The 24,897-nt window shown below is 55.5% G+C and carries 16 protein-coding genes; 8 read left to right on the top strand and 8 right to left on the bottom strand.

Features of this window, described 5'->3' with window-relative positions:
• The first annotated feature begins 39 nt into the window (after positions 1-39).
• Positions 40-2,487, top strand: a complete 2,448-nt coding sequence (locus EPG66_RS05925; RefSeq protein ID WP_182686237.1) for a DUF3772 domain-containing protein — start codon at positions 40-42, stop codon at positions 2,485-2,487.
• Positions 2,488-2,875: 388 nt separating this feature from the next.
• Here EPG66_RS05925 and EPG66_RS05920 read toward each other — a convergent pair whose 3' ends face one another.
• From EPG66_RS05920 to dld, 3 genes are all read right to left on the bottom strand, one after another.
• Positions 2,876-5,527: a beta-N-acetylhexosaminidase gene (locus EPG66_RS05920; RefSeq protein ID WP_182686235.1), complete on the bottom strand. Its 2,652-nt coding sequence runs from the start codon at positions 5,525-5,527 to the stop codon at positions 2,876-2,878.
• A 48-nt stretch (positions 5,528-5,575) separates the two neighbouring features.
• Positions 5,576-6,973 (bottom strand): chitoporin ChiP, encoded by a 1,398-nt coding sequence (gene chiP / locus EPG66_RS05915; protein ID WP_182686232.1) that lies wholly within the window; start codon positions 6,971-6,973, stop codon positions 5,576-5,578.
• Between the two features lie 290 nt (positions 6,974-7,263).
• Positions 7,264-8,967 carry a D-lactate dehydrogenase gene (gene dld / locus EPG66_RS05910; protein ID WP_010260312.1) on the bottom strand — a complete coding sequence of 568 codons (1,704 nt, stop codon included), beginning with the start codon at positions 8,965-8,967 and terminating at the stop codon, positions 7,264-7,266.
• Between the two features lie 155 nt (positions 8,968-9,122).
• On the opposite strand from dld, the gene bglX reads away from it, so the two are divergent.
• Together bglX and EPG66_RS05900 are read left to right on the top strand one after the other, a co-directional pair.
• The gene (gene bglX, locus EPG66_RS05905) at positions 9,123-11,420 is read left to right on the top strand and encodes a beta-glucosidase BglX (RefSeq protein ID WP_033779533.1); all 2,298 of its coding nucleotides are present in this window, start codon (positions 9,123-9,125) and stop codon (positions 11,418-11,420) included.
• Between the two features lie 96 nt (positions 11,421-11,516).
• Positions 11,517-12,389 carry an oxygenase MpaB family protein gene (locus EPG66_RS05900; protein WP_182686230.1) on the top strand — a complete coding sequence of 291 codons (873 nt, stop codon included), beginning with the start codon at positions 11,517-11,519 and terminating at the stop codon, positions 12,387-12,389.
• A gap of 219 nt (positions 12,390-12,608) precedes the next feature.
• Here the strand turns inward: EPG66_RS05900 and EPG66_RS05895 are convergent, their stop codons facing one another.
• Genes EPG66_RS05895 through EPG66_RS05885 form a run of 3 tightly spaced genes read right to left on the bottom strand, consistent with a single transcriptional unit; the run spans position 12,609 to position 15,406 of the window.
• The gene (locus EPG66_RS05895) at positions 12,609-13,469 is read right to left on the bottom strand and encodes an SMP-30/gluconolactonase/LRE family protein (RefSeq protein ID WP_182686228.1); all 861 of its coding nucleotides are present in this window, start codon (positions 13,467-13,469) and stop codon (positions 12,609-12,611) included.
• A 57-nt stretch (positions 13,470-13,526) separates the two neighbouring features.
• Complete coding sequence (locus tag EPG66_RS05890) at positions 13,527-13,994, bottom strand: DMT family transporter (protein WP_182686226.1); 468 nt, start codon at positions 13,992-13,994, stop codon at positions 13,527-13,529.
• Between the two features lie 14 nt (positions 13,995-14,008).
• Entirely contained in the window at positions 14,009-15,406 is a 1,398-nt protein-coding gene (locus EPG66_RS05885) for an amidohydrolase family protein (RefSeq protein WP_182686224.1), read from the bottom strand.
• Between the two features lie 130 nt (positions 15,407-15,536).
• On the opposite strand from EPG66_RS05885, the gene EPG66_RS05880 reads away from it, so the two are divergent.
• The gene (locus tag EPG66_RS05880; protein ID WP_010259086.1) at positions 15,537-16,454 is read left to right on the top strand and encodes a LysR family transcriptional regulator; all 918 of its coding nucleotides are present in this window, start codon (positions 15,537-15,539) and stop codon (positions 16,452-16,454) included.
• 94 nt (positions 16,455-16,548) lie between these two features.
• Here EPG66_RS05880 and EPG66_RS05875 read toward each other — a convergent pair whose 3' ends face one another.
• Positions 16,549-17,739 (bottom strand): MFS transporter, encoded by a 1,191-nt coding sequence (locus tag EPG66_RS05875; RefSeq protein WP_069026582.1) that lies wholly within the window; start codon positions 17,737-17,739, stop codon positions 16,549-16,551.
• A gap of 87 nt (positions 17,740-17,826) precedes the next feature.
• On the opposite strand from EPG66_RS05875, the gene EPG66_RS05870 reads away from it, so the two are divergent.
• Positions 17,827-18,621, top strand: coding sequence for an AraC family transcriptional regulator (locus EPG66_RS05870; protein ID WP_182686215.1), 795 nt, complete (start codon positions 17,827-17,829; stop codon positions 18,619-18,621).
• A gap of 517 nt (positions 18,622-19,138) precedes the next feature.
• Positions 19,139-20,779, top strand: coding sequence for a methyl-accepting chemotaxis protein (locus EPG66_RS05865; protein WP_182686213.1), 1,641 nt, complete (start codon positions 19,139-19,141; stop codon positions 20,777-20,779).
• A gap of 124 nt (positions 20,780-20,903) precedes the next feature.
• Here the strand turns inward: EPG66_RS05865 and EPG66_RS05860 are convergent, their stop codons facing one another.
• Complete coding sequence (locus EPG66_RS05860) at positions 20,904-21,347, bottom strand: NUDIX hydrolase (RefSeq protein ID WP_031292560.1); 444 nt, start codon at positions 21,345-21,347, stop codon at positions 20,904-20,906.
• A 306-nt stretch (positions 21,348-21,653) separates the two neighbouring features.
• On the opposite strand from EPG66_RS05860, the gene EPG66_RS05855 reads away from it, so the two are divergent.
• Both EPG66_RS05855 and EPG66_RS05850 read left to right on the top strand, forming a co-directional pair.
• The gene (locus EPG66_RS05855; RefSeq protein ID WP_022625997.1) at positions 21,654-22,763 is read left to right on the top strand and encodes a suppressor of fused domain protein; all 1,110 of its coding nucleotides are present in this window, start codon (positions 21,654-21,656) and stop codon (positions 22,761-22,763) included.
• A 191-nt stretch (positions 22,764-22,954) separates the two neighbouring features.
• Complete coding sequence (locus EPG66_RS05850; protein WP_022625996.1) at positions 22,955-24,850, top strand: methyl-accepting chemotaxis protein; 1,896 nt, start codon at positions 22,955-22,957, stop codon at positions 24,848-24,850.
• The last annotated feature ends 47 nt before the right edge of the window (positions 24,851-24,897 follow it).

Raw genomic sequence — 24,897 nt, 5'->3', positions numbered from 1 at the left:
GGACGATCGCCTGATTTAAGCTGCCGGAATCTTACTCATATGTTTAAGCTACGATCCTTTTTTGCATTGTTAATGCTGGCGCTGGTGGCATTTGCCCCGGCGCTGACGCTGGCCGCGGATGATAAGGCCACTGCTGCTCAGGAACAGGATGCGCCGCCGAAGCTGAATGCTGCGGTTGAACTGCCGAAAATGCAGAAGATCCTCGATAAAATCAAAAGTCAGGTCTCCGTTGATGCTGGCGAAAACAAGCTGACTCAGCTGAATGAAATGGCGCTTGAGCTCTCAGGCAGTGCCGACACGCTGGGCCAGGCGCTGCTCCCCGATCGCCAGCAACTGGACGCCCAGTTGCAGGTACTGGGACCGGCACCTAAAGCCGACAGCGGCGTAAAAGAGACGTCGGAAGTGACGCGCAAGCGTAACGCGCTGGAGAGTCAGAAAAGCAAACTCGACGATCAGATCAAACAGGCCGAAGGCATTAAAAATGGCGCGCTGATGCTCTCCTCGCAGATTGTTAACCTGCGCCGCGATCAGCTGAAAAGCCAGCTGGCGCTGAACTCCGGCACCATTCTGGGGCCGCGCTTCTGGTCACCGCTGCTCAATAGTCAGGATCTGGATGGCGAGAAAATCGGTGAATTCCTGCAGGAGTTGCAGGACACCGCGGCACTCTCATGGGAGCCGGGCTGGCGCGTGGGCAGTGTCTTCTGGCTGCTGGCTGCCATGCTGGTAATGACGGCTGGCCGTCGATACAGCGAAGAGTTTCTGGCCTGGATCAGCATTCACAAACTGCCGGAAGGGAAGCTGCGCCGCAGTTTCCTGGCGGCAGCGATAGCCCTGACCACCCTGGTGGCTGTCGTCCTCACCTTTAACTTTATCGCCCTGGCCTTTACCCGCCGTGATGAGGTTTCTGAAAACGTTCAGGACTTTGTGGATCAACTGGTTCGGCTCAGTGTCTTTTGTGGCCTGATTGCCGGACTGGGACGCGCTTTCCTTTCTACCCGTCGCCCCAGCTGGCGTTTACCGACCATCTCCAATGAAGTGGCGATGGCGTTAAAACCGTTTCCACCGATTACCGCCGTGCTGGTCTTTATCTTCCAGACGGTCGAGGCGTTTAACTACAGCGTCGGCACCAGCCTGAATACCACCATTTTTGCCAACGGGCTGACGGCACTGCTGATTGGTTCTACCGCGCTGGCGATCAGCATGCGCACCAACCGGGTTCGTCGCCGTATGACCCTGGCGGGCACACCACCGGAGGCCCGTTCCACGCTGGTGGGACTGATCCAGATGGGCCTGACGCTGACCGGCATCGCCATTCTGGTGTCGCTGCTCATCGGTTACGTCACGCTGGCGCGCTTCCTGAGTTATGAAGTGATCTGGTGCGGCCTGCTGTTTGGTTCGTTCTACTTCCTCAGTCATCTGCTCAACGATGGCTGTGAGAGCCTGTTCTCGACCAGTAACGCAACCGGTCGCCGCATTCAGAGTTCGCTTAACATCAATGAGCGTCATCTGCAGCAAACGGCTACGTTGCTGACGGCCATCGGTAAAACCTTCCTGGTGCTGGTTGTGGCGCTGGCGCTGGTCAACGGGACCTTTGCCTCTTCAACGCCGATTGAGCTGCTGCAAAAAGTGATTGAGTTCTGGGGCGGTAAAGGACTTGAATCCCTGAATATCGTCCCGGCGCATATGGTGAATGCGATAATCTGCCTGATCGTCGGCATCTATGTGCTGCGAACGGTGCGCCGCTGGCTCGACACCGATTTTCTGCCGAAAACCACCATGGATGTGGGCATGCGGGTGTCGCTGGTGACGCTGTTCAGCAACATCGGTTATGTACTGATTATCCTGCTGACGTTGTCGATCATGGGCCTGCAGTGGAATAAGCTGGCCTGGATCGTCAGTGCCTTGTCGGTTGGTATCGGTTTTGGCTTACAGGAGATTGTGAAGAACTTTATTTCGGGGCTGATTCTCTTGACCGAGCGGCCAGTGAAAGTTGGCGATCTGGTGAGCATCAGCGGTATCGAAGGGGATATCCGCCGGATTAACGTGCGCGCCACCGAGATCCAACTGGGCGATAAATCCACGGTAATTGTGCCGAACTCGCAGTTTATCTCGCAGAACGTGCGCAATGCCACCATGGGTAATGCGCAGGGGGTGGTCACGATTACGCTGACTTTCCCGCTCGACATCGATCCGGCAAAAGTGCGCGATATCCTGCTGGAGGTCTACAACGAAAATGAACGCATTCTGGAGACGCCAGAGCCATCCGTTTCGTTTAAAGATCTGACTCAACAGGGAATTATACTGAGCGTCACCGGTAACGTGGCGGGTCAGCGCCAGATCGCAGGGGCGAAGAGCGACCTGCTGTTCGATATTCTGACGCGTCTGCGTAAAGAGGGCATTCTGCTTTCCACACCGCAGACCATGATTATCGAGCGCCGTCAGCAGATGGCGGGTGCGGAGCCGGTCCCCGAAGAGAAGCTGGTTTAGGTGTGTAAAGGCCGACTTCTGTCGGCTCTGATGGTAAATACAGTGTAGCCCGGTTAGCTGTGTAATCGAGCTGGCACAGGGAACACGGTCAGATCGGAAAGACGCAAAAGCTGTCATCCATGACATGCTCGGCCCACGCAATTACGCACCTCATCCCTGAGGTGCGCCCGTAGCCGGGCCAACGCTTTGCGTTGTTCAAAAACGCTCCTGACGTTTTTGTCCATGGCGTGGGACGCTTTCCTCTTCTGACCGTGTTCCCAGCGCATTAAGTTTCTTCATTGCTGCCAGATTCACCCTGCTTCAGGATTGGCAGCAATCAAAGGGCTGACTTCTGTCGGCCTTTTTCATATTCAAACGCTGGCTTTTCAGCCCGTTCTCACTCCGTTTTCTACAGAGATTCAACGCGGCTGGTGTGCTGCCCGTCGCGGCTCACCGAGCGAATTGCCACTGCACCGCTGACCTGCGGCGGTCTGTTGACATCGTAGCGCTGCCAGTTTGTGCCCTTGTCCAGACTGTACTCCAGCGTCACGCCCGGTAAGGCCACATTCATCGACAGGATGCCATCAACGATTCTGGCTCCCGGCACCGGCAGGCGATAATCGATGCCCGCCTTATCCAGCTTCGCCAGTTCCCGCTGTCCCAGCAGATTGGCAAATCGCTGCCAGTCATTCAGGCGCGCCTGCTGATCGACCAGATGGGTTTTACCCCCCGCATACTCCTGACCCGCCTTGTAATCCTGCTCCCAGCTGGCGAGGTGCCAGCTTCGTTCCGCTACCGAAAACAGGCGAGGGTAGATCATGTGCTCCATTTGAGCGTCAGTGCGCACCGTTTCGCTCCACAGCTGGGCCGAAATGCCGTAAGCACCGCTCCAGGGCTTCTCTGATTTGGCGCTGAAAAAGTTGCCGTCGCGATCCACCGAGGTTTCAGCATTCTGCGGCAGGTTGTCCGGCGCGAAGCCAAAGATTTTGCGCTCGTCGTTGAAGCGCGTGCCCCAGTAATAGCCGCGCTCCAGCGGGTTAACTTCATACGGAAAATCCAGATAGAGATAGTCGGGGCTGGAGATCACCACGTCGTAGCCTTTCTGTGACCAGTCACTGGCTGTGTCAAAACCGCCCCAGTAGAGGGTGTCCCAGAAGTTGACCGCGACGCGCGGTGTGGCAAAGGCTGCTGAATCTTTGGCATGTTTTAAACCATCCTGCCAGGCCTGCATTTTGCCAATACCGTGCCGGTTAACAATGTCACTGACGGTCAGGGCAAAGTAGCTCGGCAGGTGCGCCAGATCGTCCACTTTGCCGCTCTTCACCAGCGCCTGACAAACCTGCGATTTCGCCCACGGCAGATCTTCTTTACTCCAGTCGCGCAGACCGGTGCCCGATTTAGGGTCGCGTTTATCCGAGTAGCCAGCACCCAGCCGGATATTCTTCGCTTCATCACCGCCAAAATGCCAGACGCCGAGCGGCTGTCCCGCTTCCCGGTGCATTGCCTGAACCTCACCGATCACTTTATCGACAAACCGCTGAGAACCCGCAATGCAGGGATTGAGATAGCTGGTGCGGTCATAGAGCTGCACCGAGGTGGTATTGGAGTCGTCAGTGGGATCGATCAGGCGATACGCACTGGCCTGTTCAGCTTCTCCCTCCTTCATCAGCCGCTGATAGCGCGCTTCCATGGCGATGACGGCGGCACGGGCATGGGCGGGCATATCAATTTCCGGGATCACCTGGATGTGACGGGCCTGCGCATACTTCACAATCTCGATGTAGTCGGCACGGCTGAAATAGCCGCTGCCGTTGTTATCGCTGAACGGACCGGAACCGAGTTGCGGCAGCAGGCAGCGCTGTTCGCTCAGGTCATGGCAGCGTTTAGCCCCCACGTCAGTCAATTCCGGTAAGCCGGGAATCTCAATCCGCCAGCCCTCATCGTCACTGAGGTGAAAGTGGAAGCGGTTCATCTTCCATGCTGCCATCTGATCAAGCAGCCGCATGACCGCCTGTTTACTGTGAAAGTTACGGGCAACGTCGAGAAACGCGCCGCGATAGGCAAAGCGTGGCGCATCATAGGCTTCCAGCGTGGCAATACGCGGCGCGCCTTCTGTAGGAATCAGCGAGAGAATCGACATCAGACCATAGAACGCACCGGCAGCATCGTAGCCCACCACAATGGCGCGGCGGGGAGTGATATCCAGATCGTATGCGCCCGGTTTAGCCTGTTTGCCGCTGAAGTGACCCGGTTTGATCTGTGTCCTGATGGCAAATCCATCAGGCGCTTCTTTCAGGCCAAGCAGGGCCAGACGCTGCTTTACCGCCTCACCGGTTTCGCGGGTCAGCCCGGTCAGAGACAGACTGACGCCACGGCTGAGATCGGCATCCTGCGGACGCAGTTTCACCTCAAGCGGCGTGGGTGTGATTTGACCGCGCAGCGCGGAAGCGGGCAGGGTGGCAACATCGCTGTTTTTATCAAACCGGCTGGCGGGTTGCATCAGGATATTCCGGTCATCGGCACTGCGACGCCAGTTATCCCCCAACGGCAATACAAATTGACTGGGATCTTCATGATCGGTGCTGGCAATAATTTTGGGGGTGGCCTGCCCGGACGTCACATACCAGCGCGGCATCACATCCGTGACAAACAGCTGCCAGTATTCGTTAACGATCGGAATCTGCACCGATTCGCCCGCGCCAATGCCGGTGAATTTGTCAGTCGGCTCCAGCCGGGTCAGGTCGCCGACCAGATGGGTCATTTTAAACTGATCGTTATCGACCCGCAGCGTCTGGTGGACGTTGCTCATGTAGATTGCCCAGTGTTTGTCGGTCAGGGCTGGGCCGTTATTGGTCAGGGTAATGGTGGCGCGATTGCAGGCGGCATAGTCGGCACCCAGCGCGGCGCAGTCGGTGCCATGCAGGGCGGCCTGATTATCGTTCACCTGATAAGTGACGCCAAACTGACTGATCTGTTTCACCACCTGCTGCGCTGACGAGCTGGCGTGGCCTGTGGCTGCAGCGCCCAGCAGAGTGAGCGCGATAAGGCTTAACTTAAACATATTGATTCATCCTTGCTGCTGAAGAGATATCCGGGAATCTGCAGGGCGTCAGAACAGTGTAAACGGCACGATAACCATAAATTTGATGTCCTTCTCGTCCTGAAAAATGTTGCCGTAACCGCCGCTGTAACTGGGCAGATTGCTGTGATTGTCGTAGCGGGTGTAATGCAGTCTGAACTGGGTATCTTTGGCGCGGCCCTGCTGGATTTGATAGATCAGATCAAGGTTCCAGGCGGACTCTTTCAGCCGCTGGCTCTGGTCAACGGTGGGCAGCGTGGCGGGTCTGGCATCCCAGCCCCAGACATACGATGCGCCCACTTTCCATCCCGCCAGTTGCCACGGCGTTAAGTCGAGCATCGCCCCGGCAAAGATCGCTTTTTCGCCATTGGCGTTCCAGTCGGAGCGGGCATCCCACCAGATATCCAGTCGTCCATTGGAGCTGGCGTAGCCTGGCGTCATGCGCTGCAGGAAGAAGCCCTGATTCCCCTCTGCTTTGACCCAGCTGCCTTCCAGGCGCAGATCAACCGGGCCGACGGTGTAACCGACCGTGATCGCCTGTAACCAGGCCAGGCCGTCATAGACATCACGGGGATTAGCGGCACCGCCCGCTACTTTGTCGTGCGCCCCGTAAAACTGATAGCTGGTGTAGAGTGCATTGCCGCCAGGCGTGGCTGACCACGAGGCTTTGGCAAAATATTGATCCATATAATCCGCCGCCTGGCCAAATGCGCCCTCAAGCACCAGGTTATTCCTGAAGTCATATTTCATGCCGAACGAATGCAGGTAGCTGACAGATGTTTTGCCATCAGCCTGGCGAAAATTATATAAATCACGATACCAGGGCGCTTTATATTTGTCGCTCCACATCCAGGAGAGCGATAATGCACCGGCTTGATGGAAATCATACAGCGCACCGACTTCGACGCCGCGATAGGTTCCGGGTAAGAAACTCCAGTGTGGCGCAATAATTGTCTGGCCGGTTGGCTGAATATAACCGGCGCGCAACCAGTAATCGTTATATTTTACTTTCAGTGCGGCTTTATAAACAGAAGCACCACCGCTGTCGCCATTCCACTTTTCATCCCAGCGGGTATGCGCCTTACTGAAGCCAATTTCATTGGGTGCGGCGGGGCCGCTATTGGAAAGCTCAGCAGCACCAAAAATGGCGAGGTCCAGACCAATCCACTCCCCGGCATAGCCTGACTGATAGTCAAGATTACTGTTGAGCGAGGCATGATGTAAATTAGCCCGATACTGCCCCTGATATTCACTGGCGGGATCGGTGTCTCTGCGATCTCGCTGACGCTGCCAGTAAAAAACATTGCCTTTTAGCGATGAGTCCTCAATAAATCCGCTGGCGTAAGCCGGTGATGAACTTATTGCAGTTAACGCTATTAATACGGTGGCTATTTCAACTAACGCTAACGCGTAATTAATTTTTCGCATGATCATTCCTCCCTGAATGCAATCCGGATAATTAAGCAGAATATTATTGTGGCGGTAATCTATTTTTCGCGACGCGAATTATCAATTAGTAGCGTGGTGATTTGTGAACTATTGCGCAGAACCCGATGAGATAAAATAAAGCAGGTGCGATATGAGAAGGGGAATTAATTATTTGATAAAGATGTTAGTCATTTGCAGGGCCGCTGCAACGGGAGGCTGGCGGTGTGAACGGGCTTCCCGGTTGTATGACAATCAGCCTGCTCAGATAAGCAGGCTGACCGATAAGGCGATTAAACCTGCTTCACTGCCCATCCCTTTTGCTTGCTGGTTTTGCCAATCCCAGGATTGAAGCTGTTGGTGGGATCGAGCTGGCGATAGAACGCCGCCAGCTGCGGTTTGGCCTGATAGAGATGTCCGACGTTATGTTCAGCGGGATATTCCGCGCCACGCGCCTGAAGAATCTCCAGCATCTGCGCTTTGAGCGCATGCACATCGACGCCTTTTCTGACGATGTAATCCTGATGAAACACATGACAGAAGAAGTGACCATAGTAGAGACGATGGCTCAGCGAGGCGCGGATCTCATCGGGCAGGGTTTCGAACCAGTCCGCATCGTTACGACGCAGGGCGATATCCAGCGCCAGAATGTCCTCGACCTCATCAGAATGCACCGCGTGGTAGCGCACCGCCGCACCCGCCGCTGCAAAGCGATGCAGAAAGGCGTGCGCACCTTCTTTGCCTTCACACTCGAAGAATTCGCCGCCGCCTTCACGGAAGTAGTCGCGCAGATAGTTACGCGCTTCAGCCACGCCGTCGCCAGACATCTTCAGCATCAGATGGTGTTCATATTTATCGCGATACTGCTTCATGCGTTTCGGCAGATGCGCCGGGAACAGTTTACTCAGGCGCTGCAACAGGCGATCGCTGAAGTGCGGTTTAACGAAGGAGAGTTTGCTCAGCCAGGCATCAACCCGCCCCTTGAGCGTGAAAAACAGCGGCATCTTGTCGGTGCCCAGCTTGTCGATCATCAGGAAGGTATCTTTGCCGTAGACTTCCGCAATGTCATAGATGTCGCGGTGCATATATTCGCCCGCCACAGGCAGATGGGTGAAATGCGCCAGCATATGACGGCGGATATCGCTGAGAACGCCGGGCTCGTTGGTGCCGATGTAAAACACCTGCTGCTGCGGTTCGCTGGCGAAGGTATCGAGTCGCACCGCGAAGACCGCCAGCTTCCCGGCACAACCGGAGGCTTCAAACAGGCGACGCGCATCGGCGTTGTAACGGGCGGGCGTATCCGCATCCACTTCACGAACCCGGTCGGCATATTCATGATCGGAGGCGTGACGGCCATCGTGCTGCACATCTTTGGGCTGCCAGCGGTCATCATCCAGCCGCCCCAGAATCTCTTCCGGTGACGTCCCAAGATCGATACCGAGATGGTTCACCAGCTTCAGTTTTCCCTGCGCATCAATCTGGGCAAACAGCGCCATTTCACTGTAGGCCGGTCCGCGTTTGATCAGCGATCCGCCGGAGTTATTACAGATGCCGCCCAGCACCGAGGCACCAATACAGGAGGAGCCAATCACCGAGTGGGGTTCACGCCCCAGCGGCTTCAGCGCTTTTTCCAGCTGATAGAGTGTGCTGCCGGGGAAGGCCAGCACCTGCTGGCCTTCGTCGATCAGCTGAAGCTTATCCAGCCGCAGGGTGCTGACAATCACCAGCGGACGATCGTAATCGTCGCCATGCGGCGTCGAGCCTTCGGTCAGGCCGGTATTCGCCGCCTGCATCAGGATAATGACATCGGCATTTACCAGCGTTTGCAGTACCCGCCAGAGTTCCAGCAGCGTACCGGGAAACGCCACCGCCAGCGCCTCGCCTTCGCCGGAGCGAAAGCCTTTGCGATAGCGCGCGGTCTGTTCAGGTTCAGTCAGCAGATGGGTGGGGCCGACCAGGCGGCGCAGGTCAGAAAGCAGGGCAGAGGTTTGTATCATGAGCAATTCCCTTGTCTTATCAGTGCGTCCTAACTGTAGCACGTCAACTCACCTCAACGCAGTGTGACAGCGGCAGCTACCTGCTATTCTCATCTTGTGGCACACTGCCGCCTGTTTATTCGATATTGCGCAGTTACTTAAGAGAACCCAACCTGATGAAATGGATTTACTCTGTTAGTCTCGCTGTCTCCCTCGCGATGCAACCCGCATTGGCTGAGACAGTGCCAGGTAACCACCCGATGACCGAACAGGCGCGGGATGCCTTCGTCAACCAACTGCTTAAAAAAATGACGCTGGACGAGAAGATCGGCCAGCTGCGTTTAATCAGCGTCGGACCTGATAATCCGAAAGAAGTGATTCGCGACATGATTCAGAAGAGTCAGGTTGGCGCGATTTTTAATACCGTAACCCGTCAGGATATTCGCGCGATGCAGGATCAGGCGATGCAGCTCAGCCGCCTGAAGATCCCGCTGTTTTTCGCCTACGACGTTATTCATGGTCAGCGCACCATTTTCCCGATTCCTTTAGCCCTGGCGTCAAGCTGGGATCTGGATGCGGTGAAAGAGGTGGGGCGCGTCTCTGCCTATGAAGCAGCCGATGATGGCCTGAACATGACCTGGGCGCCGATGGTGGATGTCAGCCGTGAACCGCGCTGGGGCCGTGGCTCCGAAGGCTTTGGTGAGGATACGTATCTCACCAGCGAAATGGGTCGCAGCATGGTGCAGTCGATGCAGGGCAAAAGTGCTGCCGATCGCTACAGCGTGATGACCAGCGTGAAGCACTTCGCACTTTATGGCGCAGTTGAAGGCGGACGCGATTACAACACCGTGGACATGAGCCCGCAGCGCATGTTCCAGGACTATCTGCCGCCATACAAAGCTTCACTGGATGCCGGCAGCGGCGGCGTGATGGTGGCACTGAACTCGATCAATGGCGTACCCGCCACGGCGGACAGCTGGTTGCTGAAAGATCTGCTGCGCGATAAGTGGAAGTTCAAAGGCATCACCATCAGCGACCACGGCGCAATCAAAGAGCTGATCAAGCATGGCGTCGCCAGCGATCCGCAGGAAGCGGTGCGCATCGCCCTGAAGTCGGGCGTCGATATGAGCATGAGCGACGAATATTACAGCAAGTATCTGCCCGCTCTGGTGAAGAGCGGCGCCGTCACCATGGCGGAGATTGATGATGCGGCGCGCCATGTGCTCAACGTCAAATATGACATGGGCCTGTTTAACGATCCCTACAGCCATTTAGGTCCGAAAGAGAGCGATCCGCAGGACACCAATGCGGAAAGCCGTCTGCACCGGGCTGAAGCGCGCGACGTCGCGCGTAAAAGCATCGTGTTGCTGAAAAACCGCCTGGAAACGCTGCCGCTGAAAAAATCGGGCACCATTGCCCTGATTGGTCCGCTGGCAGACAGTCAGCGCGACATTATGGGCAGCTGGTCCGCCGCTGGCGTGGCGAAGCAATCCGTTTCGCTGCTGCAGGGCATGCGCAATGCCACCGAAGGCAAGGCTACGCTGCTCTATGAGAAGGGCGCCAACGTCACCGACAACAAAGGGATTCAGGACTTCCTGAACCTCTATGAGCAGGCGGTTTCCGTGGATACGCGTTCACCGCAGCAGTTGATTGATGACGCGGTCGCCAAAGCGAAGCAGGCCGATGTGGTGGTTGCCGCCGTGGGCGAAGCGCAGGGTATGGCGCACGAAGCCTCCAGCCGCAGCGACCTGGTGATCCCGCCGAGCCAGCAGAAGCTGTTAGCGGCACTGAAAGCCACCGGTAAACCGCTGGTGATTGTGCTGATGAACGGACGCCCGCTGTCAGTGGTGAATGAAGATCGGATGGCCGATGCGATGCTGGAAACCTGGTTCAGCGGCACCGAAGGCGGCAACGCCATCGCCGATGTGCTGTTCGGCGATTACAACCCGTCGGGCAAACTGCCGGTTTCCTTCCCGCGTTCAGTGGGTCAGATTCCGATCTATTACAACCATCTGCCAACCGGTCGTCCTTACAACTTTGCTAAGCCGAACAAATACACGTCGCACTACTATGACGCGGCTAACGGTCCGCTCTATCCGTTTGGTTACGGCCTGAGCTATACCACTTTCACCGTGTCGCCGGTAAAAATGTCCTCACCGACCATGCCGCGTAACGGCAGCATTGAAGCCAGCGTGACCGTGACCAACAGCGGTAAACGCGACGGCGCGACGGTGGTGCAGATGTACCTCAACGATCCGGTCGCTTCCATCAGCCGTCCGGTGCAGGAGCTGCGTGGCTTTAAGCGCATCATGCTGAAAGCAGGCGAGTCGCAAACCGTGACCTTTAAAATTGACGTGGATGCGCTGAAGTTCTGGAACCAGCAGATGCAGCATGTTGCAGAGCCCGGCAAATTCAACGTGATGATTGGACTCGATTCCGTTCGTACCGAGGATGGGCAGTTCAACTATTTATAACCGTCAGCCTTTCCCCTGACGTCAGGGGAAGGTGATGCGGCGCGTCGTTAGCGTCCTGCTACGGCGCGCCGCGTCATATCCACTATCAGAGCCGCCATGATTAATCTGCGTGACCGCATTCAGCAGCAGGTATTCCGCCTTAACGGCCTGTCGATGAATGAATTTGACCTTTCTCAACCGCCTGGCGATCCCGGCCTGTTTGGCCCGGACAGCGTGATCTGGCGCGTCCACGGTGACTTCACCTCCATGATGTGTGGCGGGATCAGCGCGCTGCTGTTGCAGATGCTGCATCCGGCGGCACTGGCGGGCGTCTGGGATCACTCTAATTTCCGTGAAGATATGATGGGCCGCCTGCGGCGCACCAGTCAGTTTATCGCGGTGACCACCTACGGTAATTCGCAGGATGCACAGACGCTGATTGACCGGGTGAAACGCATTCACCTGAAAGTCAGCGGCGTTGATAGCGAAGGCAAACCCTATGCCGCCAGCGATCCGCATCTGCTGACCTGGGTGCATGTGGCGGAGACCAGCCGTTTTCTGGCCGCCCATCTGCGCTACAAAAATCCACACCTCAGCCGCGCCGGGCAGGATCAGTACTATCAGGAAGCGGCGCAGATTGCCGAAGCGCTGGGGGCGGAGAAGGTACCGAAAAGCGTTGTTGATGTTGCGGATTATCTGCAACAGATGCGTTCAGAGCTGCGCTTTGATCATCGCACTGCCGAAGTGACGCGATTGCTGATGAATGCTCCCGCACCCAGCTGGCAGGCAAAACCGGTGATGAAAATCATGCTTAAGTCAGGGTTCGGGCTGATGCCAGCCTGGGCGCAGGCAATGTCCGGTACTGAGATCGGCCGCTTTCAGCAGGCGATCATTGACCGGAAGATTAATGCGATTGCGGTGGGATTAAGGTGGTCGATTCAGCGCGGTGCCTGGTATCGGGCAATGTTGAGGATGGGAAGGGTGGGGTGAGGTGTTTAGTTGTAAAAGGATAGATTGATGTAGCCCATAAAAGATTACGCAACTGGAGTAGTTGATATCTGCACCTGGATAAGTGCTTTGTTAAGGCAGTCAATTTGTCGGAGTTAGGTACAATTGGCTGATTGAAGTAGATACCAACGTCCGCTTTGTGCCAGAAGCGGACATTTTCTTTGAGCCTGAACTAGCAAAATTCTGTCAGTATCAAAACCGTTAAACTGTGTGTGCCGCAAAGCGATTTTCAGGTAAGCCGGGGCTGACATCAGATTCAGCTTTCAGCAATGCACCGTCATATTCAGACAGCGCAGTGAGTCCCACTGTAGCCGTGGTGCAATAGAGACGGGTAAAACCCTCACCGCCGAGTGTCGGACAGGTGCTCTGGATTCCAGGTGACGTCAGAATAGCGTCTGTGGTCCCATCCGGGCGGTAACGGACAACACGGTTTCCTCCCCATTCAGCATTCCATAGATAGCCCATCTCATCCACGCAGGAGCCGTCAGGCGCGCCGCTGCCTTCGATTTCGGCGAACACGCGCTGGTTCTGCATCAAGGGGTAATCACAGCACATTATCCGACCCTGCATCGAGTCACAGTAATAGAGCGTACCACCATCGGGGCTGAAACAGATGCTGTTCGGTATAGCGACATCGGGCAGTGCAAGCGTCTCAACAGTCAGCGTTGCCGCGTTGAGTCGATGAAACTTACCGAGGACTTTAACGGGATAACCGTCATCCATCGTCCCGAAGACAAAATTACCGGCACGGTCACATCGTCCATCACCTATGCGGGTCCCGATGTCTCCCGGTGAAGCGGCCACTGGGGTAATTAAACTGCTGTTGAGATCATAGAAAGCCAGCCCTGACGCGAATCCCATCAGCAGAATGTGACTTTGTTCAGTCAGTGCAAAGGAGCCAAGGCGTTCAGGCAGCGACCAGCGCATCACTGCATCATTGCCTTCTTCTATGGCGAGCAGTTCACTGGCTTCAATGTCAGTCCAGTAGAGTCTGCGGGTTCTTTCACACCAAAGCGGGCACTCTCCAAGCGTATTCCTGACCTCAGCTGCAATTGAAAACATGTTAATCCTCCGGATATAAAAGGTCGAACTGCACGATGGCAAAAGTGGATAACGCAGTTACTGCAGAAAACGTGCAGAGAGCTGATCGCCGAAAAGCATGACGGCAAGTCCGATCAGCATGACAACCATCCCCCCCAGCCTGAGTAACGAAACCGGCCGACGCACAGCCCCCAGCAAGCCAAAATGGTCAATCATCTGCGAGGAAAGTAACTGTCCGACAATCGCCAGCCCGAGCAGAGCTGAAAACCCGATTTTCGGCGCAAGCACGACATAGCTGAACAGGGCACATGCGCCTATCATTCCACCCGTCAGACTCCAGAGGGGTTGCGACGGGATCGCCGCCAGCGATGTCATCAATCCTCCCCTCATCAGCGCGTAAATCCCCAGACTTAACGCGCCCGCCGTAAAGGAAAACAGCGCCGCAGTGACCGGGTCGCCGCCCAGTCCCTTTGCCAGCTGGCTGTTCAGGGTCGTCTGCAGAGTGATCCCGAGACCTGCGGCAAAAGCGATTACGTAATAGATCATGCTTTTCATTCCTTTCAGTCTGCCTGCTCCAGCGGCAGGAAGGTGTTAGCAAAATTGTCGGGCTGGTAGCCAGAGGAGGCAAACAGGTGCTCACGTGACTCGTCAATCGCCGCCCGCAGTCGCGTGCTGTCCACGCCCAGCACCTTACCGTTTTGCTTAACGATGCGTCCGCCGATCATGACGGTGTCGATATTGCTGCGCTCGGCGGCATGAACCACCGTACCAAAGGCATTGCCGGACGGGTAAAGATTGATATCACTGGTATTAATCAGCACCAGGTCAGCCTGTTTGCCTGGCGTCAGGCTGCCCACTTTGTCCTGCATCCCTGCACAGGCCGCGCCATCAAGAGTCGCGGCTTTAAGGAGCTGCGCCGCCGGAAGCGTTTTCAGCGTATGTTCAGAATCGCAGCACTGCTGCTGATGCATGCCCATCACGCGCTGCAGGTAAAAGGCGACGCGCATCTCCATAAACATGTCGGTGCTGTACGACGTTTCATTGTCTACGCTCAGGCCAGGATTGATGCCATGACGCTGCGCGGCCTCAATGGCGAACATTCCGCTTTCGATGCCATAGTGCGAATCTGAGCGCGGGCAGACGTTCACCCGGACACCGGCTTCGCGCAGAATTTTCCATCCCTCGTCAGGCAGCGCCGTGCAGTGATTAAAAATATTGTCCGGACCCAGCAGCCCCTGCTGATGCAGTGATTTAAGTTCAGCTCCCATCTCCGCACCAAAGAACTCAGTGACAATCGACAGTCCCAGTCTGCGGGCCTCGGCCCACAACTCCGGCTCCAGCTGTGCCATGACGGCGAGAGAGACCAGGCTTTCAGGGTTGTCGTTGAAATACTTGTCCTGCAGACGCTGCCAGTTTCCCGGCCAGTGCGCTTTATCCCATTCGCCAGCTACCGGTGCGCCGGAAGCATGAATGGCACGAATGCCGGTATCAAGCAGGGCCTCGACGGCGGCATCGGAATGCGCTGCGGTTCGGCTGTTGTGCGAGTTATCGATCATCGTGGTGATGCCCGCGTCAATAGCGCCAAGCGCCGTCAGCAGGTTGCCAACATAGATATCGGCAGGACGGTAATATTTAGCGAACGAGAAGTGTGTGGCATTGCTGTAGTCGTCCAGGCAGGTAGCGTTTGGGTTAATGCGGCGCAGCTGTCCTTCCCATGCGTGACGATGAGAATCGACCATTCCCGGCATGGCGATCATGTTAGTGGCATCAATGACATGCGCACCCGGTACATCAAGGTTCTGGCCAACGGCGGTAATCGTTGAGCCGTTGATGAGAATATCGCCACGCTCAATGTTACCGACGTTCTCGTCCATGCTCAGTATCGTCGCGCCACGAATCAACGTAGCCTGTAAAGTGACATTCTGATTGTTAACAATATTTCTGATGTAGTCGGTCATTAAACCTGCCTCTTTCCTGATTAATGGGGAAACGATACGTCACGTAATTACCCTGAAAAAGATGCTTAAAGCGTTTTCATAATTCATAATTAGCGAATAATCAGACTCACTTTTACCCAGGAGCAGGACGATGGATCGGATTCAGGCTATGCAGGTTTTCACGCGGGTTGCTGAAGCCGGGAGTTTTGTACGCGCGGCAGAAACCCTGTCGCTGCCTTCTTCCACCGTCACCAGCACGATTAAAAACCTGGAGAAATACCTGCAGGTGCGTCTGCTGAACCGCACGACAAGGCGGGTCAGCCTTACTCCTGAAGGCCTGCAGTATCTGGCGCAATGCCGGGAGATCCTGTCGCTAATTGAACATAGTGAATCCAGCCTGACTGAATCCATCAGACGCCCTCAGGGGCGGCTGCGGGTTGATATGCCTGGTGGAATTGCCCATTTCATCGTCATGCCCAATCTGAAAGACTTTTACCGGCATTATCCGGATATTTACCTGATGATTGGTGTCAGCGACCGGCAGGTCGATCTTGTTCAGGAAGGAGTGGATTGCGTCATCCGAACCGGGGAATTAACTGACTCCACACTGGTTGCCCGTCCGCTTGGCCGGTTTCGCTGGGTAACCTGCGCCTCTCCGGACTATCTCAGGGAGTATGGTGTCCCTGAGACGCCGGAAGCGTTGTCGCAGCATCGGGCGATTCATTACTTTTCCGGTTCGGTAAGGCGCACTAATGAACTGCGTTTCACACGAGGCACTGAGCCCTTCTCTGTTCAGGTTGAGGGGGATGCAGCCGTTAACGAAACGGGACTCTACATCAGACTGTGTCTTGAAGGTTTTGGGCTGGCACAGCTTGCTGAGAATGTGATTTCGGAGAATCTGCAACAAGGCAAACTGATCGAAGTTCTGGCGGACTGGCAGCCACCCTCCGTGCCGGTGACGATGCTCTATCCGCATCAGCGTTTTCTCTCTCCTGCCGTGCGTGCTTTTGCTGACTGGGTTGCCGGACTTTTCAACGAAGGAGCAGGTGAGAAACGGTCTTCCCGGTAAAAGACGGCTCCGGTAACAGGTAAACGCTTCAGAACGACAATTAATAGCATCCTCAGCAGAGAAACCGATCGTTTCCCCTGCTGTGTCAGCTAATTCACCCCGGCTGCTGTACAGGTTCCAGGTGAGCGTTTCGTCCGGCAGCCATTCCGGTGCAGGCACCTGCGACTGCGATTGCTGCGGTTATCAGTAATGGTACCGTCCAGCCTCCGGACAACTCCTGTACTTTGCCCAGCAACAGCGGACCCATCGCCGCCATCAGATAACCGACACTCTGCGCCATGCCTGACAACGCGGCAGCATCACCGGCGTTTTTAGTACGCAGCCCGATGAAGGTCAGACCCAGCATCATGCTGGCACCTGAGCCAAAGCCGAGAAGCGCAGCCCAAAGCATCGCCAGATTCGGCAAATACAGGATGCCGATAAATGACACCCCGGTTAACAGGCTGACGCCAGCAGCAGCTAATTTCTGATCGTTAAGACGACGCAGCGTGGCTGCCAGAATCAGGCCGGGAATGGCGGTGGTAAGCTGAAGGATGCCATGTACCTCACCAGCCTGAGCTGAAGAGAGTCCACTGTCCGTAAGAATGGCTGGCAGCCAGCCGACAGCAACATAAAACGGCATCGCATTCAGGCCCATAAACAAGGTGACCTGCCATGCCAGAGGCGAGCGCCACACCGCGACGGTCGCCGCTTTTTTCTCACCCGCTACTGGCAGCTGATGCTTCTTCTTTAACTGGGGCAACCATAAAAGCAACGCAAGCAGCGGTGCTAAAACCAGCATGGCTAACGCGATGTTCCAGCCCCAGATCTGCGTCAGAGGAATGACAATGGCAGAGCCAATGGCGCCAGCGGCGCCCATGGTGATGGAATATGCCCCTGTTACGGAAGCCACGTTGCCAGAAAAGTCACGCTTTATAAGGCCAGGCAGCAGGACATTGCCCAGAGCAATCCCGATACCTATCAATATGGTTCCGCCATAAAGCGCCCAGACACTGCCTGTGGAGCGAAGCAGGATACCCCCCGAAATCACGGCCAGGGCACCAAAAAGGGTGCGCTCCAGACCGTACTTCCGGGAAATTGATGCACTCAGGGGAGAAAATGCGGCAAATGCCAGTAAAGGCAGTGAGTTAAGCAACCCAACGGCAGTGATACTTAGCCCAAAATCATGGCGAACGGACTCTAAAACGGGTGCGATAGCGGTAAATGGAACTCGCAGGTTAATGGCAATAAAAAGGATGCCGGTCACAAGTATGATTGAAGACCACCTGTTCGTAGTGTAGGACATAAATTTTGCGTTCTCTGGTAAAAAGAAAGACTTTAAAGGACGCATGAGTTACACAATATAGATAACCTGACAACATATAACTAAATCATGCCAGTTAATAAAAAACCGGTGACCTCACCGGATGAGTTTAATGCCGATGCTTTCAGTCAGGCTGCTATCGCGCTGCATGTATCATCGTCAGGCGAGTATGCAGGTCAGAGTCCGCACGCTCACCGTAAGGGACAACTTATTCTCTCTTTGCGCGGTGCAGTGAGCTGTAAGGTTCAGGATGCGCTGTGGCTTGTTCCACCGGGACATGCTGTCTGGGTTCCGGGAAAAATCCCCCACAGTTGTCGGGTCACGAAGAATGCAGACACCTGCTTTTTATTTATTGAGCCCGGCGCGGCAGCGATGCCGGAAACCTGCTGTACCCTTGCTATTACTCCTCTGGTCCGCGAGCTGGTTCTTTTTCTGGCAGAGCAGGAACATGCTTATTCGCCTGACAGTAAAACCGCGAGGCTGGCAGCGGTGCTGCTGGAACATATACCGGATGTGCCGGTTAAAGCGCTCCACCTGCCTGTATCCGACCATCCTAAAATCCGGAATATGGCTGAGGCACTTTTTAATGATCCTGATGACCGGAGAACGCTAAAGCAGTGGGCTGCGCATCTGGCTACCAGCGAACGATCTCTGGCCAGGCTGATAAAAGATGCGACAGGAATGAGCTTTGGTCGCTGGCGTCAGCAACTGCATTTAATGGTTGCGCTGAGCCATCTGGCAGAAGGCCAATCCGTGCAGCACGTAGCCGGAACGCTGGGATATGATTCGGTCAGCGCGTTTATTACAATGTTCAGGAAAGCGCTGGGTAAATCGCCGACACGATATTTTTCGTCCCTAAACTAATGCAACCCAACACAAACCGGATTTTTACAAAGAACGCCAGCGTCCGCTTTTCGCTCAAAGCGAACATCAATAGAGTTGCATATCACGGAACCGGCAGAAGCACTCATCCTTTCCCAATGGAGATGCATACACTCACTCAGGCGTAATCTTTCATAAGAAATAAAGTTTCTGATAAGCGAACCGATAAAAGCTATGCCTGTCGGTATGATTGCCTCTGTCACTGACAGCGTTTGTCCTTTTAGAAGTGGTTCCCGGCTTTGCTTCAGCTGTGCCGGGATTTTTTATTTCTGTCACCAGACCTGCCGGAGAAACACCGGTTTAATCTTCAAAAAATCATCACAGCATGAATAGGTAAGTGCATCGATATGCATTCCCTGTAGTCCAACATTTTGCGCAAGCCGCATACAGCAATAACCCCTAACTGCCTCTGAATGACCCTACAAAAATAAAAGATAAGATAATCGTTAATCCACATTTAAAGCTCTATTAAATAAACGTTATTTCAGCTAGGAACCTTATGAACAACATCAGAATCGGCACGCGGCTTGGCGCTGCGTTTACCTTCATCCTTCTTCTTCTGGTTATCGTTGCGTTTACCGGATTTACCCGCATTCAGTCTCTGGGAGAGACGGCGGATACGCTTGCAGGCAGCCGCTATCAGAAGGCCTCGACTGCAACCAATCTGCGTTACTATTCAACTGACCTTAGCCGGCTGGTCCGTAACGTTGTCCTGGCGGATGCACCTGACCGGAAGGCCGTCTTTAAAAAAGATTATGACAGGGTACATGATAAAATTACCGCTACGGTTGATCAGGTTGATGCCCTGCTGAAGGCGCCCAAAAGCCGGGAGCTGATTGCGCAAATCAGGAGCACCGGCAGTCAGTATCTGGCCTTTTCTGATGACGTTGTCGCGCTGGGAATGGCAGGCAAGCGGGACGAGGCCGCACAACTTCTTCTTGGTCCGCGCTACCAGACCCAGGTTGACTATCTGAAAACTATTGCAGACCTGGTATCTTTTCAGGAACAACAGATGCAAACGGCGCGTAGTGCTGCTGAAGATGAACAACATGCGGCCACCATTCTGCTGACTTCGCTGAGTGCTGCCGCCATTCTGCTTGCCGTCGCCGCAGCCTGGCTCATCACCCGCAGCATTACCCGCCCACTGAGCATAACGCTTGCCGCCGCACAACGCATCGCACGCGGAGACCTGAGTCAGGCCGTCCCTGTCAGCGGACGGGATGAAACCGGTATGCTGCTCATCGCAGTTGCTGAAATGCAGGACTCGCTGGCGCAGACGGTCAGCACAGTACGCCGGAATGCCGAGAGCGTTGCCGCAGCCAGCCTGCAGATTGCGCAGGGGAACACAGACCTGTCTCAGCGCACCGAGGAGCAGGCCAGTGCACTGGAGCAGACCGCTGCTACCATGAGCGAGCTCAGCGTCACAGTCAAAAACAATGCCGACAATGCCCGTCAGGCGGCACAGCTTGCTGTTAACGTGAGAGAGGTCGCCCGTCAGGGCAGCGAGGTGACTTCCGACATTTTCGGAACCATGAAATCTATCGGCGAAAGTTCTGGCCGGATTGCGGACATCACATCGGTGATTGACAGCATTGCCTTCCAGACCAACATACTTGCCCTTAATGCGGCGGTAGAGGCGGCGCGTGCGGGTGAGCAGGGGCGTGGTTTTGCCGTCGTCGCCGGTGAGGTGCGCACGCTGGCTAGCCGCAGCGCCACAGCAGCCGGTGAGATCCGTCAGCTGATTGAGGCAAACTCTGCAAGCGTAAGTGCAGGCAGCACCCTGGCGAGCCGGTCTGTAACCACGATGGCGGATATAGTGTCATCGGTCGGTCAGTTAAGTGATACCGTTGAGGAAATTACTGCTGCAAGTGCCGAACAGGCCCGCGGTATTGAGCAGGTCGGCATCGCCGTAACGGAGATGGATGGTGTGACGCAACAGAATGCGTCACTGGTCGAGGAATCAGCTTCAGCCTCGCAGAGCCTGCGCGAACAGGCATCCCTGCTGCTGCAGTCGGTGTCGGTATTCACGCTTGCTGCAGTCTCTCATCCTGCAGCCACCCGGCATGCAATTGTATCTGTACCAGCCGTAGTGAAGAAAGAAGCGCCTGCTGATACAGACGGAAACTGGACGACCTTCTGATATCTGGCTGCGTCCTGCAGAGCGCAGCCTCTCTCCTTTTCCGTATTGACTCTTAAGAATGTCCGCTTTGTGCCATAAGCGGACGTTCAGGGTATCATGTTGCAGTTAATGTTGAAGGTCCGGCTTACTCCCTTTCAAGTATGTTAATGATTAAATCGCGTGGAAAAATTGTCTCATTGGTGTGTATGAGCTCTTCAATTGTCCACCAATGATAATCGCGTATGACTTCCTGTTCATTGCTACTCCACCCTGAGCGGTCGAGCTCAACTGTATTTGCATCAATCATAAAGAAACGCTCTTCAGCAAGTACAGTCTCCCCACTGGGTAGCATCATTGTGAAGTTTTGGGACGCTATCTGTGGTCCTGTTAATGTCCTTATCAAACCCGTTTCTTCAAATAATTCGCGTATAGCGGCCTGCTCGAAAGATTCATTTTTTTCAAGCCCTCCACCCGGTGTTGCCCAGTATGTTTTTCCTCTCAGAGCTCCATCTTTATGACAGAACCTAAAGAGCAGGACGCGATTATCAGGCGAAACAATGATCAGTCGAGATGATGGTCGAATGCGCACGTATCCCCTTAAAAAAGCTTAAATACTAATTCTTGATATTTATATAAACATAAATTGCAGCCTGAATCGGCCTATAGGTCTGTATTTTCTTACAGCTTTAATCTTACACAACGTCCGCTCCTCGCTCATAGCGGCCTTTGAGACCTACAACGGCCACAATTCCAAAGCGCAGCTCTTCACCAAAAAACCTCACCACCCCTCCAACTCCCACACTTTGAGACTATTACCCTTGTCTCAGATAGCCGCAGCCAGGATCCTGCTCTATTCTCGGGGAAAATGGATTCCTCCAGGCTTTGTCGAGGCACTATGACGTACAAATCCCTGATTGCTGAAGTCCACAATCAGCAGCGCACCCTGACCGCCATTGTCGAACAGGATGAGCGCACTGCCTATTTTTACATCTGGCCAACCGACCTGTTTCGCAGCCAGTATGCGGTACGCGGCTGCTGGCTACGAAACCTGCTGCCGGCACCGGCGCAGGAAGATCGCGAGGCGATGGAGCAGGGCATAGCGCCGCTGCTCAGCGCCGAGTATTGCCGTAATCTGGAAGCGGAACCCGCGCTGGATCCGGCTGGGCTGCAGGTACTGTGGGAGCCGAGCGATGATGGCGCGGCGCTGTGGTACTACGGCCAGCTGCTGGCGGTGATCCCCGGCTGGAGCCTCTATCAGGAGAAGCAGGTGAGCTTCTCTGCGGGCTGCATCAAAAAGAACCGGCTGACGGCACCGCTGGGGTCGGCATCAACCAATGACTACTACGCGCGTGCGGAGCATCAGCGTCAGTTCTGGCGCGAATGGCACGACGGCAGCGAGTGGGATAAGGTGCAGAACGATCTGATGGCCTGCTATCAGGCGCGCTTTGGCGAGTCAGTGAAGTATTACGCTATCGATCAGGGCAGCTGGCCGCCGATGGCGATCTCCCAGCACTGGCATCAGGGCGTCTGGTATTTCCTGACCATCGGCATGAGCATCCGGCCGATGCCGCAGGTCGATTATCTGTTTGATGAGCTGGCGCCGCAGTATCGCCGCATTGAACTCGGCATGGCGGTTGACGGTGAAGTCATGACCGAAGGCAATGCGGTGCAAATGGCCAGCGCGCTGGCGGAGTTCGTGCATCTGCCGTGGGCGCGACTGACCTGGCTGGGCGAGGGCCATACGCTGGCGTCGGAAGTGGCACCCGTCGGCTTTGAAAGCTTCCTGCTCGCCAATGAGCTGGCAACCGAACAGGCGCAGTTCTCGCTGCCAAAACGCGACGGCGACCGTCCGACTCTGCTCTGGACTACGCCGATTACGGAAGCGGAGCGGCAGTTCGCCCAGGCGGATGAACATGGCGGTCAGAAGTTACGGGAATTGTTAACGGCGGATGGCAATAATCACATCTTCCGTCCGCGCCAGCAGGTCGTCAGTTCAGAAGAGTAGGCCAGCAGTAATGCGCCTGTTCGCCCATTCCCCGGTGCCCGCCGGGGACGTGATAGTTTCTCTCTGAAATTAAATTTTTACATAAATCAAACATTTCTCAAATATGTGATCTTGCCCATCTCAAGTTCCTGTTTGCCGTGCCGTTAAACCCGATCAGGCAATCGCGCCGCACCAGGTTCAGGGGAACGAAGATGTTTAAAACAACACAATCCCGCTTCACCGCAACAATGATCGCGTTCTTTGTTGCGCTTTTACTCGTTACAGTCTGGGTTATTAATCAGTTTGTCGCGCCACAGCTGGTCGATAGCGAAAGCCGTCTGGTTCGCTATCAGGTGGATTCGCTGGCTTCCGGTATCGTTGAACAGATGAACCGCGTTCAGGCCCAGCAGCGCGCCATTACCGAAGCCGCATCCGTCATGGACAGCGCCACCATCGACACCCTGTTACCGACGCTGGTTAACCAGTATCAGGACAGCAATGTGTTTGGTGGCGGGATCTGGCCACTGCCAAACCGTCGTGACCCGGCCAAAGAGAAGGACAGCAGCTTCTTTGCCCGTAATGCCAGCAATGAACTGCAGGTGAACACCTACTGGAACTCCGACGCGGCTGACAAATACTGGGAGCAACCCTGGTACAAAGATGGCATGGCCGCTCCGAAAGGCCAGTGTGCCTGGGCAAAAGCCTATCAGGATGCCGCCAGCCCGCAGCCGCGCACCAACTGTGCTATGGCTATCTACAAAAACGGCACGGCGTGGGGTGTCGCCACCATCGATGTGACGCTGGGGTTCTTTAACCAGCTGGCGAAGCAGATGGGTGAAACCATTCAGGGCAACGTCCTGATCGTCGAGGCCGATGGTAAAGTTGTGGGCAATGGCGCGCTGGTAAATGCCGCACCGAAGCTGGAGAACCTGGCTGACGTGCAGATGCCGATGGCAGCACCGCTGAAAACGCTACTTAACGGTGTTGGCAATCAGCCGCTGGAAACTACCTATGACAGCAGTGAAGGCGAGCAGACGCTGTTCGTGCAGGCCATTCCCGGCAGCCCGTGGTATCTCGCCAGCAGCCTGCCAACCAGCCTGCTGAAAGCGCAGTCGCACAACATGCTGACCCGTCTGGGTCTGGTGCAGATCCCCCTGGCGGTGATCCTGCTGCTGGTGTCGCTGGGCTTTGTCCGCGCCATGATGAAACGTCTTAACGTGCTGAACAGCAACATTGAAGCGCTGTCGACCGGTGGTGCCGATTTGACTCAGCGTCTGCCAGCCAGCAACAGCCCGGAGTTCAACGCCGTCGCGCAGAGCTTTAACCAGTTCATCAGCTATCTGCAGGGGCTGCTCCAGCAGGTGGGCGACAGCGCGCTGGCAATCACCGCCGCGTCGCGGGAAATTGCCAGCGGCAACGCCAATCTCTCCTCCCGTACCGAAGATCAGGCCAGCTCGATTGTGGAAACGGCCGCGTCAATGGAACAACTGACCGGCACCGTGCGTCAGAACGCCGACAATGCCACCCATGCTAACCAGCTGGCAGGTGATGCCTCGCAGGTGGCCGCACGTGGCACCGAAGTGGTCCGTCAGGTGGTGACCACCATGGGCGAGATTCATCACTCATCCCGCAAAGTGGTCGATATCATCAGCGTGATCGACAGCATCGCATTCCAGACCAATATCCTGGCGCTGAACGCCGCAGTAGAAGCTGCACGGGCCGGTGAACAGGGCCGCGGTTTTGCGGTGGTGGCATCGGAAGTGCGCAACCTGGCACAGCGTTCAGCCAACTCGGCGCGTGAGATTAAAAAGTTAATCGAAGAGTCGGTGGCGAACATCGATACCGGCAGCGCGCTGGTCGAGCAGGCGGGCCAGACCATGGATGAGCTGATGAAGGGCGTGAGCAGTGTGACAACGCTGATGAGCGAAATTATGTCAGCCAGCCGCGAACAGAGCCTGGGCATCGAACAGGTTAACGTTGCGATTACCCAGCTGGATGGCACCACGCAGCAGAACGCCGTGCTGGTGGAGCAGGTTTCTGCTGCCGCGCAGGCGATGGAATCGCAGAGCACCCAGCTTGAGCGGGTGGTTCAGAGCTTCCGACTGTAATCCCTCCCCAGGCCAGCCTTGCTGGCCTGATTTTCTCTCTGCTTCAT

It is taken from the genome of Pantoea pleuroti (assembly GCF_014156615.1).
Taxonomy (GTDB): domain Bacteria; phylum Pseudomonadota; class Gammaproteobacteria; order Enterobacterales; family Enterobacteriaceae; genus Pantoea; species Pantoea agglomerans.
The sequence above is the reverse complement of the archived record's forward strand: the minus strand, read 5'-3'. Positions and strand labels throughout refer to the sequence as shown.